Genomic DNA, 14,969 nt, shown 5'->3' on the forward strand with positions numbered 1-14,969 from the left:
CGGTAAGCGGCAGCAGGCACGGAAGTTGCCTGAGTGATACAATTCATTAATTTTGTCGGACATTCACGTTTCCCCTGTCAATGCTAGGAGATTTACTATTAAGGCTAAACAAATTCCTTTCAAGTCACAAACCTGCGTTTTTCCTTAGCCTGCTCGTCATTGTCAGTTTCCTCGCGGCCGGTATTGCGCGGCTAAAAGTAACCGAAAGTATTTTCGCGACGCTACCGAAGGGTAAAAGCTTCGAAGAATTCAACCGTTTGGTCGAAAGTAAAAACATCATCAACCAAATCGTGTTTTCACTCGAAATCCCGGCTGACACGGACACGGACGCCGCACGGGAAATCGCCGAGAATTTCACCGATTCGCTCGGGCGCTACACCAACGGCTACGTGCGCAACATCCAGGCGGAGCGGCCGAATGTGCAGGAGGATGTATATCAATATGTATACAGCCACTTTCCGCTGCTGATCGAACCTTCCTACTACACACATATCCAGGCCCGCATTGCCCCCGACTCGATCCGGGCATCGGTAGCCTCTACCTATAACCAGCTGCTCACGCCCGGCGGCTCGTTCCTGAAACAATTTGTACTAAACGACCCGCTCGGCATCACCGGAAAGTATTTCAAAGAGCTCAATGCCGCCAACAACTCCAGTGCGATGGTAATGGACGACGGCATCATGTTCACCGCCGACCGCAAGAGCATCCTCATTTTCGCCTCCACCAGCTTCGATTCGGGCAGCTCCGACAAGAATGTGGCACTTTTCGAGCTCATGGAGGCGTTCAAAACCAAATGGAACCGGCAGCACCGTTATCACCATTTTTCCTATTTCGGCACTTTCGAAATTGCCGCGCGTAATGCGATGCAGGTCAAGCAGGACTCCTACTTCACGTCTTTTCTCGCTTTGGCGGGCATCCTGGCGCTGCTGATCGCCTATTACCGCAAGCTGCTTATACCTATCTATATTACAATGCCCGGAATTTTTGGGGCACTGTTCGCATTGGGAATCGTCGGCTACGTCAGGCCGGAGATTTCGGGCATTTCCCTCGCGACGGGCGCGGTGATCTTCGGCATCCTGCTCGATTACGCGTTCCACTTTTTTACGCACCTACGCCACACGCATTCGATCCCGGTCGCGATCAAGGAAGTAAGCGGGCCGCTGCTGACGGGCAGCTTCACGACGGTCATGGCGTTCAGTGCATTGCATTTCGCTAACTCCACCGTATTGCAGGACTTCGGACTGTTTTCGTCACTAGCGCTCTTCGGCGCGGCCGTTTTCACGCTCACCGCCTTACCGGTCGTACTGTCTTCGACACGTTTTGACATTCAGAAAATCCCTGGCGAAAACCGCTCTTTCCGCATCCCCACCATCCCGGACAAATGGCGCGGCATTACCCTCGCGGGTGTAGGTGCATTGACAGTCGTGTTCCTCTTTTTTGCCGGCGACACCGAGTTCGATGCCGGTTTTGAGAACCTCAGCATCCAGGACCCGGAACTAAGCAGCCGGGAGGAAGCGCTTACGGGCATTAATCCCCGGAAACAGAAACGGATCTACGTTTTTGCGTCGGATCCGCGCCGGGATATGGCCGAACAAATCAACCATAATGCCTGGCAAAAATTGGCTGCATTGCGCAGCGAGGGCCGCATTGCCAGTTTCGTCTCTTCCGGTTCGCTGCTGATCCCGCAGGACCTCAAACGCGAGCGGATGCGCCGCTGGCAGGATTTCTGGACGCCCGGCCGCACCGATTCCACATTCCGGGTATTCAATCAGGCCGCTGCCCAAAATGGTTTTAACGCCTACGCATTCAACGATTTCAAGGGCTGGATTGCCGGGCGCAGCAGCTCCAATATCTCGCTCGACACGCTTTTCAGCGAACTGGGCGTCGATAACCTGATCGACATCAAAGCCTCTGGCACCACATTCATTTCCACGGTGGTAGTGGATCAGGCCAAACTGACGGACGTCAAAAAAGAGCTGCGGGCTATTCCCGGCGTCGCGCTTTTCGACCGCGGCGAGTTGGCCGGTGAATTGCTCACCATGGTGAAGGACGATTTCAACTACCTGCTGCTGATTTCGGCTTCCATTGTATTCTTTACATTATTAGTCGTATACGGCCGCATCGAGCTCACATTGCTATCCTTCCTCCCGATGGTGATTAGCTGGATATGGATTCTGGGCATCGCGGCCATTCTCGGCATCAAGTTCAACTTCGTGAATGTGATCGTCACGACCTTCATATTCGGCCTGGGTGATGATTTCAGTATTTTCGTTACCGACGGGCTTTTGAGCAAATACAAATCGGGCAAGGACACGCTGCGCTCCTACCAGGCGGCGATCGCATTGTCCGCAACGACAACATTAATCGGTACGGGTGTATTGATCTTTGCCAAACACCCCGCTATCCATTCGATTTCACTGATCAGCGTGCTGGGAATTGTGTGCATTCTGTTCATATCCTTTGTATTCCAGCCGGTTTTCTTCGATTTGTTTGTCCAAAAACGCATCGCCAAAAAGAAATCGCCCGTGACGATGCTGCCCTTCCTGATCAGCATTTCGAGCTTCACCTATTTCCTTTCGGGCTGCCTGTTTTTGCATTCCAAACTGGTGACTATCCTTTTGTTACCGATGTCGAAGAAGAAAAAGAAAGCGGCGATCAACAATTCGCTTTCTTTTTATGCCAAAACGGTGATTTACTCGGGCCCTCACGTGAAGAAAAACATTTCGGGCCGGGAAAACCTCGATATGAACAAGCCGGTGATCTTCATCGCCAACCATACCTCTTTCCTGGACATCCTGCTGGCCATTATGCTGCACCCGAAAATCGTGCTGATGGTGAAAGGCTGGGTGTATAAATCGCCGTTTTTCGGTCCGATTATCCGGTATGCGGGGTATGTGTACAGCGAGGACGGCCCGGAAGAGAACATCGAAAAGGTGCGGGCACTGGTGGCCGAGGGCTATTCCATCCTCATTTTCCCGGAAGGCACGCGCTCCGAGGACGGCAACATCGCGCGTTTCCACAAAGGGGCATTCTATCTCGCCGAGCAGCTGAATCTCGACATCCAACCGATATTGCTCCACGGCGCACACGATGTGCTGCCCAAAAACGACTTCCTCATCCGCCCCGGCGCGCTCAACGTGCGCGTGCTTCCGCGCATTACATATGCGGATACGCGCTGGGGCGCGACGCTGCGCGACAAAACGAAGGCTATTGCCGCATTCTACAAGCAGGAATTTGCGGCATTTAAATATGAAATGGAGGATACCGGCTATTTGAAACACAAAATTTTCACCAATTATGTTTTCAAAGGGCCGGTACTGGAATGGTATTTCAAAGTCAAATGGCGGCTGGAAAGCAAGAATTTCACCTATTACAATGAGCTGATCGGCGACCGGAAGCGCATTCTGGATGTCGGCTGCGGATATGGCTACCTGTCGTTTTTCCTGCACTATAAAAATGAGGAGCGGGTGATCACGGGCATTGATTACGACGAGGACAAGATCGAAATCGCGGAGAATAGCTATAACAAAACCGGCAACCTGCGGTTTGCGTACCAGGATATCATGGTCGCCGACCTCGGCACGCAGGATGTCATATTCCTGAATGACGTGTTGCATTATTTATCGGAGGAAAAACAACGTATTTTGCTCGACCGCTGTGCCGCGGCCCTTGCGCCCGACGGGTTGCTTTTCATCCGCGACGGCATTACCGACCTGACCGCCAAACACCAGAATACGCAGAAAACAGAAGCATTGTCGACAGGCCTTTTCGCTTTCAACCGGAAAACCGATGATTTCCATTTCTTCTCATCGCAGGACATTCGCGACTTCGCGGCGCGGTATGGTTTTGGTTATGAAATGCAGGAGCATTCGGCGAACACTTCCAACGTGCTTTTCGTACTGCGCAAACTTTCGGCTCCGGTAACTGCGCCGATTACTAACTAGGATTTCTCCAATAGCTATTTAAATGCAAACTTCCGCCGTGCAAAAGGAATACGATTTTGTGATTGTTGGAAGCGGACTCGGCGGTCTGGCTTGTGCGACCATTCTCGCAATGGAAGGTTATAGTGTGGTGGTATTGGAAAAAAACCACCAGATCGGCGGGCATTTGCAGGTTTACAGCCGAGATAAAAGCATTTTCGATACGGGAGTACACTACGTAGGCGGGCTCGACGAAGGGGAAAACCTGCACCAGTTCTTCAAATACTTCGGCATTCTCGACAAGCTGAAACTGAAACGGCTAGACGACGACCAGTTCGACCTTATCCGCTTCGACGACGGCTGCGAATATGCATATGCCCAGGGGATGGAGCATTTCGAGCAAAAACTCATCGCCTACTTCCCCGAAGAAGCAGAGGCGATTCGTACCTATTGTAACAAACTCGCCGAAACCTGTCAGAAATTCCCGCTCTATAACCTGGAAACCGCAGGCGACAGTTACCTCACCGACGAAGGCGTGCTTTCGCTGAATGCACACGACTACATCGCGTCCCTCACCGACAACGTCAGGCTGCGGAATGTGCTGGCGGGCAGCAATCTATTGTATGCCGGTGTGAAGCACAAAACACCGTTTTACGTGCATGCGCTCATCATGAAAAGCTACCTGACAGGCGCCTATAAATTTGTGGACGGCGGCTCGCAGATTGCGATTCAGCTCAGCCGGGCAGTACGGCAGCATGGCGGGGAGATTTACAAGCATAAAAAAATAGTGTCGGCCCATTATGATGAAAGAGGCCACATTACCGAGGTCGTTTGTGAAAACGGCGAGACTTTCCGGGGAAAAGAATTCATTTCCAATGTGCACCCCGCTGTTACCATCGACATTTTCGGTCAGGAGCGGTTTCTGAGTGTTTATAAAAACCGGGTTCAGGCACTCGAAAACAGCATTTCTACGTTTCTGGTGCACATTTCGTTTCGCGAAAACAGTTTTAAATACCTGAATTACAACATTTACCAGCACCATACCGACGACGTTTGGGAAGGTGTGGAATACAACCAGGCAACCTGGCCGCAGACCTATTTCATTTGCACGCCCTATATTTCAAAAAAGGGAGAATATGCCGATTCGATGTCGGTGATGTGCTATATGGATGCCTCCGAAACCGCGCAATGGGCCGGGACTTTCAGTACCGTGGCTGAGCCGGGCAAGCGGGATGCGGAATATGCGCAATTCAAAAAAGACAAAGAAGCACAGGTGATCGCGCGGCTGGAAACCGTTTTTCCTGGCATTTCGGCTGATATTAAAGCCATTCACAGCGCGTCGCCGCTGACCTTCCGCGACTATATCGGCAACGGCAACGGTACGATGTACGGCATCCTCAAAGATTCGACTTCGCCGATGAAGACGCGGATTAATACCCGCACCAAAATCCCGAACTTGCACCTGACCGGGCAGAATGTTTCCTTGCACGGAATTCTGGGAGTGACCGTCAGCGCATTTGTAACGTGCTTCTCATTTGTAGATAAAGAAAAACTCATTCAAAAAGTAAAAAACGCCTGAATATGCAAACTGTCGATGTGCTGGTTATTGGGGCCGGCCCTGCCGGAACTGTCGCGGCTTCTTACCTGAAAAAGCAAGGCTACGACGTCACGATCCTGGAAAAAGAGAAATTCCCCCGTTTCCAGATCGGGGAAAGCCTGCTCCCGTGCTGTATGGAGCATTTAACAGAAGCCGGGCTGCGGGAGGCGATAGAGCCATTGAATTTCCAGAAAAAAACGGGCGCGGCATTTATGCGCGGTGAAAAACGCTGCGAGTTCCTGTTTGAAGACCAGTTCACCAAAGGCTGGACCTGGACCTGGCAGGTAAAACGGGCCGATTTCGACAGCAAACTGGCGGAAGCTACCCGCGAAAAAGGGGTGGATGTCCACTTCGAATGCGAAGTTACCGCCGTGCAATGCGGCCCGGAAAAGCAGATCGTCGATTATAAAGATGCCGAGGGCAATGCGCACCGGATCGAGGCGAAGTTCATCATCGATTCGAGCGGTTACGGCCGTGTTTTGCCCAGGCTTTTTGATTTGAGCAAGCCTTCTGCATTCACACCCCGCGGCGCGGTATTCTCGCATTTGGAGGATAAAAACCGGACTGAAACTGCCAGCAACAACATTTTCGTTCATTCATTCGACAACAACAAGTCGTGGATATGGGCGATCCCGTTCTCCGATGGCTCTACCTCCGTCGGTATCGTGGGCGACCGGGAGAAAATAGAAGCGCTGGCCGAAAACAATGGCGAGGGTTACAAGGCATTTATCCGGAATTTCGAAGACCTGCATGGCCGCTTTGCCGATTCCCAGCTTAAATTCGAGCCGCGGGCGATCCTGGGCTACTCGATCGGCGTGACAAAAATGTCGGGTGAAGGTTTTGTGCTTTCGGGCAACAGTACCGAGTTCCTCGACCCTATTTTCTCATCGGGTGTGACGTTCGCGACCGCTTCCGGCCTGCTTTCAGCCAAAATGACCCACAAGCATTTACAGGGTGAGGCCGTGGATTGGAAAAAGGATTATGAAGAAGTGATCCAGAAAGGTATCGACGTGTTCCGCAGCTACGTGAGCGGCTGGTACACCGGTGATTTCCAAACCATTGTATTCGCCAAACATATCGACGAGGATATCAAGCGGCAAATCTGCTCGGTACTCGCCGGCTACGTTTGGGACCAGACCAACCCGTTCGTGAAAAAGCATGATACCATCCTGCCTACGCTCGCGAAGGTGATTAAAATGAAGGAAAAAGCAGAAGAAGCGGGCCAGAGCTGATCTAGGCCCCCAGCAATATCAGCCCGTGCTGCGAAGCTTTGTAATGATTGTAAATCAGGATATGCTTCGGAGTGCGGGTATTTTTTTGTGCCCACACACACGCATTAGGCACGCGCTTCCCCGTGAGCACCTGCGCGCCCATCCACGTCGCGAATGCGGAGCCCGTAGGATAATCGCCCACCATATTCTTGTAGGTGTAGGTATTGCTCTCTTCAAATAATTCCTTTTGAAGATTGAAATACCAGTGATCCGTGCGGTTATCACCGCTGATGCCCATGATCACCGCATCGATGTCGCTTGCTTGCAGGCCATTTCTCCGCAGAAAGGCGTTGACAACCGAAGCCAGCTCTTTTTCAGTCAGGTTATTGCTTTGAAAAACGTCTTGAATCTGCGCAATGGAGTCGTCGGCACGTTCGGCATTTACAATAAACATCGCTGCGCCCTCGCCATTTGCCGAGCCGGGTGAATCGAGTGTGAACAGGTTTTTCGATGTAAAATGCCCGGTTTTGAAAGAGCCCGCTAGCAGGTCTATATTATGGTTGTAATCCGAGATTTCCTCGATACTACCTACCAGGAACGCATTACCCCTCTTTTCCTCCAAAAGCAGCATCGCATCCAGTAATGCCGCCTCGAATGCCAGCCCCTTGTGGACATGCGTAGTGTTGTAGCCGGTCGTTTTGCTCATCAATGCGAGGTTACCAGCTACTGCGTTGGGCGTACTCTGCACAAAATTGGTTGGAGTGAGCGTCCCCTCGTTGTAATCGACAATTTGGTTCAGGAATTTTAAACAATCTTCCAGACCGCCATTTGCTGTACCCAGTACAATTCCTTCAATTTGTGCCTGTTGGATGAGCGGAAGACCCGCTCCTACTCCCATTCGTACCGCCTTGCCCATTCTCCTGAGCAAACCGGCCGGAATAAGCTGGGCATAAGCAGGTTCAATTGCAATGTACCTGTCGCCTTCATGCACTTTGATATCGCCTTCAAAAAAAGCATTGTCAAAAGTGCGCTGGGGCGATATACAGGCTGAATCGGTAATATACATTCTTGAAAATTAACTCTGGTGTCGGCTATCGGGCATCGGCGATAAACTTCCCGATTTCACTGGCATACGCGTCGGCATACCTTGTCTTTTCCGCTTCGGTCCAGCCCAGTTCGCGCGCCATTAAATCAGCAACAACGGGCAGGGAGTTTAAGGTTTCATCCCAATCGGTAATTTCGAGGCGGATACGGCGCGCCAGGAAATCGCGCGGAGTCACAACCATTTCATTCCGAACCGCGTGCACTACTTCTGCGCGGATGTACGGATAGGATTGGCTAAGTCTTTCTCGCAGCTGCACATCCTCGCGGGCGAGTGACGCTACCACGTGTGCGCGGGAGCCGTATTTACGCACCAAATGCTTAGCAATATCTTCCGGCAACGCATATTGCGCCTGGATATCCTGCCAGCTTTTAGCCTTATAGTTTTCACCTCCTGCCAGTACATAATCGGCTGTTTTGCAAGCGCCACCGTCACCGAGAATTTTGTCGGCCTCGTCGATGGTATCCTTGGCCATCAGGCGATAGGTCGTCCATTTGCCGCCAAGCAGACTGATCAACCCTGAGGTTTCATCGAGTTCCACTTCGTGGTCACGCACGAGGCTTTTGGTCGATTTGGACGGATCGGCTGCCAGCAACGGGCGCAGCCCGCCAAAACCGGCCCTGAGCTCGCTCGGATCAATGGGTTTGGCCAGGTAGGGGTTCAATGTCGCAGCCAGGTATTCTCTTTCTTTTCGGTTGAGCGTCGGCTCCGCGTCGATCTCGTCGCATTCGGTATCAGTGGTGCCGATCATCGTCGAGCCTTCGAACGGAATCGCAAATACGACCCGTCCGTCGGAAGTTTTGGGGATGAGCATGGCATACTCGCTGTTCAGCGTGTTGTGGGGCAATGCCAGGTGCACGCCCTTGCTCGGGCGGATGCGCTCGCTCAGCGTCGCATTTGCCATAAGCCTGATGTGGTCCGAAAACGGGCCGGTGCAATTGATGACCAGCTTCGCCCGGATCGTCAACGCATTACCACTTAATGTGTCAGTAGCCTGCACGGCGTTCAACTTGCCGTTGGTGTCTTTCCCAAATCCATTCACTGTCACATAATTGGCTACTGCCGCGCCATTCTCCGACGCCGACTGCGCCAATGCGAGGCAATATCGTGCATCATCGAGCTGGCCGTCGTAATAAAGCACGCCGCTATGGAGCTTTTTTCGATCGAGCGTCGGGATTTTGTCCAGTACTTCCTGCTTGTTGAGCCACTTGCTTTTCGGCAACGTATCATTGGTAGCGAACGTGTCGTAAAGCGACAGGCCGATCTTGAAATACAAACCCTCAAACCAGGAATTAACCGGCGTCATAAGCGCAAGCGGACGCGCGAGATGCGGCGCATTTTTCAACACAATGTGTCGTTCTTCCAACCCGTGCCTTACCTGTTTGAGCTGCGCGAAATCGAGCTTCTTAAATGCCTGTTCCAGATAGCGTACACCGCCGTGAATGAGCTTGGTAGAGCGCGACGACGTTTCGGAAGCGAAGTCCTTTTTATCGATCAGGGCAACCTTATATCCCCTTAGAACCGCATCCAGGGCACATCCGGCCCCGCTGGCACCTGCGCCGATGATACAGATATCGAACAATTCATTTTGTAACCTGGCAAGCGATGTGGTGCGGTTCATTGAGACTTAATGCGGATTCAGCGTAGTTGTGACCAGCTGCAAAAGTACAAAGTTGCGCCGGGAAAAACCCATATTATCAAATCAATATGCATTGGCAATTTTGGCATAATAATTGCATCTTACCGGCAAGAAAGTTAACATTACCGCTACCTTTCATTCACAAACTCAAATCTATTATCTAACCAAAACCAACAAAACATGGGCTTAATCTCTTTTATCAAAGGCGTTGGAGAAAAAGTATTCGGTGGTAAAGATGCTCCCGCAGCAGCTCCTACCCCGGAAGCAGAACCGCTGCGTGCCAGCGCGTTGCTCGCGCACGTGAAGTCGCTCGGACTTGCCTACAATAGCCTGACAGTAAAAACATCGGGTGACACCGTTACCCTCGAGGGCGAGGTTGCCAAACAGCAGGACGCCGAAAAAATCGCATTGGCCGTAGGGAATGTGGAAGGTGTAGGCGTAGTCGACAACCGTTTGCAAGTAGCCACTCCGGAGCCGGAAGCGACTTATCATACCGTGGTAAAAGGAGATACACTCTCCAAAATCGCCCAGACTGTTTACGGCGACATGATGAAATACCCGATCATCTTCGAAGCCAACAAGCCTATGTTAAAAGATCCGGATCTGATTTACCCAGGACAGGTATTGCGGATTCCGGCGTTATGATAATGCTGACCGCCGACCATTGACCGCCGACCGCCGATCTCGTAATGTAATCGGCGGTCAGCGGTCGGTCGTCGGCGGTCGAAACTTCATAAACGAAAAAAGGACAACCCTCACGGATTGTCCTTTTTTCATGCAATATCGAAACGCTTAGTCTTCCGCTGCAACAACGTTCAGGGTAACTTTGTGTTTCACTTCTTTGTGAAGGTCGATCAATGCGGAGTATGAACCGATTGATTTCACGTCATCAACAGTGATTTTCTTACGGTCGATATCGAAGCCTTTTGCTTTCAGGCTGTCGGCAACTTGTGTGTTGGTTACACGTCCGAAGATACGGCCGCTTTCACCCACCACAGTTTTGATATCGATTACCAGGTCGCCGATCGCCGTTGCGATATCTTCTGCGTCCTTTTTCAGCTTTTCAGCTTTGTGCGCTGCCTGACGCACGTTTTCAGCAACGATTTTGCGGTTCGACTCATTAGCCAGCAACGCAAAACCTTGCGGGATGAGGTAGTTACGACCGTAACCTGCTTTCACAGTCACGATATCGTTCTTGTAACCTACCCCAGCAATATCCGTTAAAAGTATGATTTCCATTATGATAGCTCTTTACTGTATTATTTCAATTGGTCAGCAACAAACGGCAACAGGGCCAGGTGACGTGCTCTTTTGATTGCCTGAGATACTTTGCGCTGATATTTCAGGCTGGTACCGGTAAGGCGGCGCGGAAGGATTTTACCTTGCTCGTTTACAAGTTTCAGAAGGAAATCTGGGTTCTTGTAATCGATGTATTTGATGCCTGCTTTTTTGAAACGGCAGTATTTTTTGCGGTTAATGTTTTTTTCAACCGGCTCGTTTACGAGTGACATAGCTTATGCGTTTTCGGTTTTTGACTCAGTTGCTTCTTCTTTCTTCTTGCCTACCAGACCCTTACGTTTTTTCTCGTTGTAAGCAATGGAATGCTTATCCAGGGCGATAGTCATAAAACGCAAAACGCGCTCGTCACGACGGAACTCGGTTTCCAAAACATCCACCACGTTTCCTTCGTTCGCAGTATATTCTACTACGTGATAGAAACCGGAGTTTTTCTTTTGGATGGGGTAGGCCAGCTTACGCAATCCCCAGTTTTCTTCATGTACAATCTTAGCACCGTTTGAAGTGATGATTGTCGTGAATTTTTCAACGGCGTCCTTTGCCTGGGCCTCAGACAAAATGGGAGTTAGAATGAACACCGTTTCATATTGCTTAGACATACGGTAATTGGTTATTGTATGATAAATTAAAAACCTCATTCTGACAGAATCATCAAAATGAGGGTGCAAAAATAGGGCTTGAAATTTAAAATTCCAAGCCCTGCAATGACTTAACCAAAACTACGGCCTATTATCTGACCGTAAAATCGCCCTGGCCTATCTTGAAACCTTCGCTATACAGCTCGATTACATATTTTCCGTCTTTCATCGGGATACCGCCACGGCCGTAGAAAATATCTACCGACTGGCCTGTATTCGTGAAGCTAACTGTTTGTTTAGAACTGTAAATCAATTCTTTACCATTAAACATAAACGAACCCGAGCCGGTAGCCATGTCTGAAAGCACTGCCCCGTCCGGATCGAGGACGCGCAGATAAATATCTTTCTCGTTTTGTTTCGCTACCGCGTTTTCAGCCAGTTTGAAGTTCACTCTCAGCTTATCGATGCGTTTTGCCTTGTATTTGCCGCCTTCACGCTCTTTTCCTTTGGAAGAAACTGCATTCACGCTCACATTCTCGGCATGTAGCGCGGATGCCAGCGTCACTTTTTCAGAAAGCTCTTTGTTTTGAGCCGAATACGTCGATACCGAATCCGCCAGCAGCTGTTTCTCCGATTCCAGGCCGGTTACCTTTTGGTTCAGCTCTTCGTTTTTCGTGGTAGCAATACCCAGCTCCTGTTTCAGACGGGCAATCTCGCCATCCTTTTCTGACAACACCGATTCGTAGTTCTTGATCTTCTGGTTGTAGCTCGCAGCCGAATAGGTACTCGCGTTTTTAAGCTCCTTCTTATCCTTTTCAAGCTGGGCTTTCAATGCGACCAGCGAATCAACACTGCCACCCAGTTTCTGGATTTCGGCAATTTTAATGTCAAGCTCTGTGGAAATGGAATCCAGTTTGGTTTTAATGGAAAGTACCTCTTCGGTTTTGGCGGTAATGATCTCGTCCTTCGCGAGGTTTTCCTGCTTCTCGTGATATATAAAGTACACAAGCACCAAATTAAGCAACAGCAAAACGGCCAATGCGGCCCATAGGAGAGTTTTTCTGTCTTGCTTTTGTTCCTGGTTGTAGTCCATACAGAAGGTTAAATTTTGAATTTAGTTGGTAAAAGAAGTATGTTTTTTTCAATTTTGAAACACGCCAACCGCGATTTATAGTGTCCGGTCAATAAATTCCTGGAACAACCACCTAATTATCAATTTTTTAGCAGCATCTCATGCCTTCCATAGCCGACAATCTGGCACAGATACAACAAGGATTACGCAAAGAAACACGCCTGGTAGCGGTTACAAAAACCAAACCAACCAGCTTGCTGACCGAGGCATACGCGGCCGGAGCGAGGCTTTTTGGTGAAAACAAGGTCCAGGAAATGGTGGCTAAGCACGAGGAGCTTCCCAAGGACATCGAATGGCACATGATCGGGCATTTGCAGACCAACAAGGTCAAATATATGGCGCCGTTCGTCAGCCTGGTGCATTCGGTCGACAGCTTTAAATTACTGAAAGAAATCAATAAGGAAGCTAAAAAGAACGACCGGGTGATCGATTGCCTTTTGCAGATCTACATTGCGAAAGAAGAAACCAAATTCGGTCTTTCGGAAGAAGAAGCGTTGGAGATCATCACTTCCGCGGAATTGCCCGCATTGGCGAATGTAAAAATTGTCGGGCTAATGGGCATGGCCTCCAATACCGACGATCAAAACGTAGTCAGAGCCGAATTCCGTGGCTTAAAAAACACCTTCGAATCCTTCAAAAGGCACGAAAATGGCCAGGTCACCATGCGTGAACTTTCCATGGGTATGAGCGGCGATTACCTGATCGCCCAGGAAGAAGGCAGCACGCTGGTACGCGTAGGCAGCGCGATTTTCGGCTCACGCTAACACCTGGATCGCACTAAACTGCGGCGTTTTTTTCGAGGACCGATCTTACCTGCTCCTGCACAAATTCGAATGGCAGCTGCGCACAAGGCAAGCCTGCCTGCCTTACGAGCAACGCATTCTCTTCGCGGCCATATTTACCCGAATACGGATTGTAATTCAGGAAGTTATTAAGCGCACCCATCAGGATAATCCCGAAGGTACCCGTTGCATTACCCAAATGCGAAGGCCCGCTGTCGAGTCCGATGAAAAACGATGCGCGACGAATCACTTCCGCAGTTTCCAGAATGCTTAGCTGCCCGCACAGGTTGCGGTATGCCGGTGTTTTTACATTCAAGTTACTCTCCAAACCGATTTCCACCAACTGGTAGTCATACCGTTCCGCCAGCCAATGCACCAGCTGGTTCCAGCGATCGGCCGGCCAGTCTTTGGGCTCATAATTGGAGCGGCAATGCATTACGATGTACTTTTCCGGCAAGCCAAGGTTATCGACCTTCGCTTTGTGCGACGGTTGCAGGTATAACCGAGGCTGGTCATCGGCTGGAAATGCTGCTTTCGGCGGAATGAGGTCGCCCGTCTGCGCAAAAACTTCCAGCAAATTGCCGTAATCGAAGTAATTCAGCACGTTAATATCCCGCTTCAATGCCACCGGGTTGTCTGTAAACACCTGGCATTTGGGGCAATAATTGTTATTCGTGAATTGCAGTTCGATGACTTTATCAAACACATTGCCTTCCAGCAGCACCCGTCGCTCCGTGACGCAGAATTCTTTAAAAACCTCGTCGATATTCGGGTTATGGCTCACGAGCTCCGCGAAACCGGGCTTGACAAACCAGACAATGTGCGCATCCGGATATTGCTCGCGCACGTAACGCGAGATCGGCTCGGCCGCTACAATATCCCCGAAATGCTCCGTACGGATGATACCGATCAGTTCGCCGCCCTTTTTCAGCCCCTTTTTCACGCCTCGGAAATGCGCCCGGGCCTGGCGGCCTTTTAAATGCGCCTTGGCAATGTGTGTATATTTATAATAGCGGTGCGTCCACAGCTGGATAAAGCGTTCTATGGTCATTGGTCAAGTCGTTTCCCTGCGATTGGCATTTCAAAATGCCTCTCCGAAGCGCGCAAGTTAATAAAATTGGCATAAAGAGTTGGTCGCGCCTCCGCCCGGGCCTAACTTTACCGGACCGATTTGCCCGGATTCTACTGAACGGCGAATGGTCTTTCTTACAATTTTAACCAATACCTAATACCGGTTTAAGATATGAAATTCATGATACAGGCAGGCGGCATCCTCGGCGCGCTGGCCGTTTCCCTCGGCGCATTCGGCGCACATGCATTAAAAGGAATGCTGGAAGCTTCGGGCCGCACCGAAACGTTTGAAACAGCCGTGAAATACCAGTTTTACCACGCACTCGCGATGGTGCTCGTAGGCATACTCATGCAACGCGCGGGCGAAGACGCAGTGAAATTGCTCGGCTGGTCGGGTAATGCATTCGCCGTGGGTGTGATCATCTTCTCCGGCTCATTATACGCAATCTGCTTCACAGGCATTACCAAATTCGGCGCAACCGCACCGATCGGCGGGCTCGCACTGATCGCAGGCTGGGTGCTGCTGATTATGGCAGCGGGGAAACTGTAAATGTATTTGAGCGAAATAGTCAGATATTGTCAGTTATAGACACGAATGGTCAGGAATTGGCAAGCGTGGTGATACCAGTTGGTCACTTAAG

The 14,969-nt window shown here is 50.5% G+C and carries 13 protein-coding genes; 6 read left to right on the top strand and 7 right to left on the bottom strand.

What is annotated here, in order from left to right:
• Positions 1-80: 80 nt before the first annotated feature.
• From CLV60_RS15565 to CLV60_RS15575, 3 genes are read left to right on the top strand one after another with little or no spacing between them, the layout of a single operon-like run.
• A complete protein-coding gene (locus tag CLV60_RS15565) occupies positions 81-3,944 on the top strand; it encodes a trifunctional MMPL family transporter/lysophospholipid acyltransferase/class I SAM-dependent methyltransferase (RefSeq protein WP_106596303.1) in 3,864 nt (1,287 codons plus the stop codon).
• Positions 3,945-3,966: 22 nt separating this feature from the next.
• Positions 3,967-5,499, top strand: a complete 1,533-nt coding sequence (locus CLV60_RS15570; RefSeq protein WP_106596304.1) for a phytoene desaturase family protein — start codon at positions 3,967-3,969, stop codon at positions 5,497-5,499.
• Positions 5,500-5,501: 2 nt separating this feature from the next.
• Entirely contained in the window at positions 5,502-6,749 is a 1,248-nt protein-coding gene (locus tag CLV60_RS15575; RefSeq protein WP_106596305.1) for an NAD(P)/FAD-dependent oxidoreductase, read from the top strand.
• Between the two features lies 1 nt (position 6,750).
• Here CLV60_RS15575 and CLV60_RS15580 read toward each other — a convergent pair whose 3' ends face one another.
• On the bottom strand, positions 6,751-7,794 hold the full coding sequence (locus tag CLV60_RS15580) for a beta-ketoacyl synthase chain length factor (RefSeq protein ID WP_106596306.1): 1,044 nt from the start codon (positions 7,792-7,794) through the stop codon (positions 6,751-6,753).
• Between the two features lie 25 nt (positions 7,795-7,819).
• Entirely contained in the window at positions 7,820-9,451 is a 1,632-nt protein-coding gene (locus CLV60_RS15585; protein ID WP_106596307.1) for a glycerol-3-phosphate dehydrogenase/oxidase, read from the bottom strand.
• A 198-nt stretch (positions 9,452-9,649) separates the two neighbouring features.
• Here CLV60_RS15585 and lysM point away from each other — a divergent pair, with 198 nt between their 5' ends.
• The gene (gene lysM, locus CLV60_RS15590; RefSeq protein ID WP_106596308.1) at positions 9,650-10,114 is read left to right on the top strand and encodes a peptidoglycan-binding protein LysM; all 465 of its coding nucleotides are present in this window, start codon (positions 9,650-9,652) and stop codon (positions 10,112-10,114) included.
• 147 nt (positions 10,115-10,261) lie between these two features.
• Here lysM and rplI read toward each other — a convergent pair whose 3' ends face one another.
• The 4 genes from rplI to CLV60_RS15610 form a co-directional block, all read right to left on the bottom strand.
• Entirely contained in the window at positions 10,262-10,708 is a 447-nt protein-coding gene (rplI, locus tag CLV60_RS15595) for a 50S ribosomal protein L9 (protein ID WP_106596309.1), read from the bottom strand.
• 20 nt (positions 10,709-10,728) lie between these two features.
• A complete protein-coding gene (rpsR, locus tag CLV60_RS15600; protein WP_015811483.1) occupies positions 10,729-10,980 on the bottom strand; it encodes a 30S ribosomal protein S18 in 252 nt (83 codons plus the stop codon).
• Positions 10,981-10,983: 3 nt separating this feature from the next.
• Positions 10,984-11,364: a 30S ribosomal protein S6 gene (gene rpsF, locus CLV60_RS15605; protein WP_090156305.1), complete on the bottom strand. Its 381-nt coding sequence runs from the start codon at positions 11,362-11,364 to the stop codon at positions 10,984-10,986.
• A gap of 130 nt (positions 11,365-11,494) precedes the next feature.
• Positions 11,495-12,436 carry a DUF8428 domain-containing protein gene (locus CLV60_RS15610; RefSeq protein WP_106596310.1) on the bottom strand — a complete coding sequence of 314 codons (942 nt, stop codon included), beginning with the start codon at positions 12,434-12,436 and terminating at the stop codon, positions 11,495-11,497.
• A 140-nt stretch (positions 12,437-12,576) separates the two neighbouring features.
• Here CLV60_RS15610 and CLV60_RS15615 point away from each other — a divergent pair, with 140 nt between their 5' ends.
• Positions 12,577-13,239 carry a YggS family pyridoxal phosphate-dependent enzyme gene (locus CLV60_RS15615; RefSeq protein ID WP_106596311.1) on the top strand — a complete coding sequence of 221 codons (663 nt, stop codon included), beginning with the start codon at positions 12,577-12,579 and terminating at the stop codon, positions 13,237-13,239.
• 13 nt (positions 13,240-13,252) lie between these two features.
• Here the strand turns inward: CLV60_RS15615 and CLV60_RS15620 are convergent, their stop codons facing one another.
• On the bottom strand, positions 13,253-14,308 hold the full coding sequence (locus CLV60_RS15620) for a glycosyltransferase family 9 protein (protein ID WP_106596312.1): 1,056 nt from the start codon (positions 14,306-14,308) through the stop codon (positions 13,253-13,255).
• 192 nt (positions 14,309-14,500) lie between these two features.
• Here CLV60_RS15620 and CLV60_RS15625 point away from each other — a divergent pair, with 192 nt between their 5' ends.
• On the top strand, positions 14,501-14,878 hold the full coding sequence (locus tag CLV60_RS15625) for a DUF423 domain-containing protein (protein WP_106596313.1): 378 nt from the start codon (positions 14,501-14,503) through the stop codon (positions 14,876-14,878).
• The last annotated feature ends 91 nt before the right edge of the window (positions 14,879-14,969 follow it).

This window comes from Dyadobacter jiangsuensis, assembly GCF_003014695.1.
Taxonomy (GTDB): domain Bacteria; phylum Bacteroidota; class Bacteroidia; order Cytophagales; family Spirosomataceae; genus Dyadobacter; species Dyadobacter jiangsuensis.

What these genes read in the sequence shown, in the direction of transcription:
- CLV60_RS15575 (WP_106596305.1), top strand. Translation starts at nt 5,502, where the DNA reads ATGCAAACTGTCGATGTGCTGGTTATTGGGGCCGGCCCTGCCGGAACT.
- CLV60_RS15615 (WP_106596311.1), top strand. Translation starts at nt 12,577, where the DNA reads ATGCCTTCCATAGCCGACAATCTGGCACAGATACAACAAGGATTACGC.
- CLV60_RS15585 (WP_106596307.1), bottom strand. Translation starts at nt 9,451, where the DNA reads ATGAACCGCACCACATCGCTTGCCAGGTTACAAAATGAATTGTTCGAT.
- rpsR (WP_015811483.1), bottom strand. Translation starts at nt 10,980, where the DNA reads ATGTCACTCGTAAACGAGCCGGTTGAAAAAAACATTAACCGCAAAAAA.
- CLV60_RS15565 (WP_106596303.1), top strand. Translation starts at nt 81, where the DNA reads ATGCTAGGAGATTTACTATTAAGGCTAAACAAATTCCTTTCAAGTCAC.
- CLV60_RS15625 (WP_106596313.1), top strand. Translation starts at nt 14,501, where the DNA reads ATGAAATTCATGATACAGGCAGGCGGCATCCTCGGCGCGCTGGCCGTT.
- rplI (WP_106596309.1), bottom strand. Translation starts at nt 10,708, where the DNA reads ATGGAAATCATACTTTTAACGGATATTGCTGGGGTAGGTTACAAGAAC.
- lysM (WP_106596308.1), top strand. Translation starts at nt 9,650, where the DNA reads ATGGGCTTAATCTCTTTTATCAAAGGCGTTGGAGAAAAAGTATTCGGT.
- rpsF (WP_090156305.1), bottom strand. Translation starts at nt 11,364, where the DNA reads ATGTCTAAGCAATATGAAACGGTGTTCATTCTAACTCCCATTTTGTCT.
- CLV60_RS15620 (WP_106596312.1), bottom strand. Translation starts at nt 14,308, where the DNA reads ATGACCATAGAACGCTTTATCCAGCTGTGGACGCACCGCTATTATAAA.
- CLV60_RS15580 (WP_106596306.1), bottom strand. Translation starts at nt 7,794, where the DNA reads ATGTATATTACCGATTCAGCCTGTATATCGCCCCAGCGCACTTTTGAC.
- CLV60_RS15610 (WP_106596310.1), bottom strand. Translation starts at nt 12,436, where the DNA reads ATGGACTACAACCAGGAACAAAAGCAAGACAGAAAAACTCTCCTATGG.
- CLV60_RS15570 (WP_106596304.1), top strand. Translation starts at nt 3,967, where the DNA reads ATGCAAACTTCCGCCGTGCAAAAGGAATACGATTTTGTGATTGTTGGA.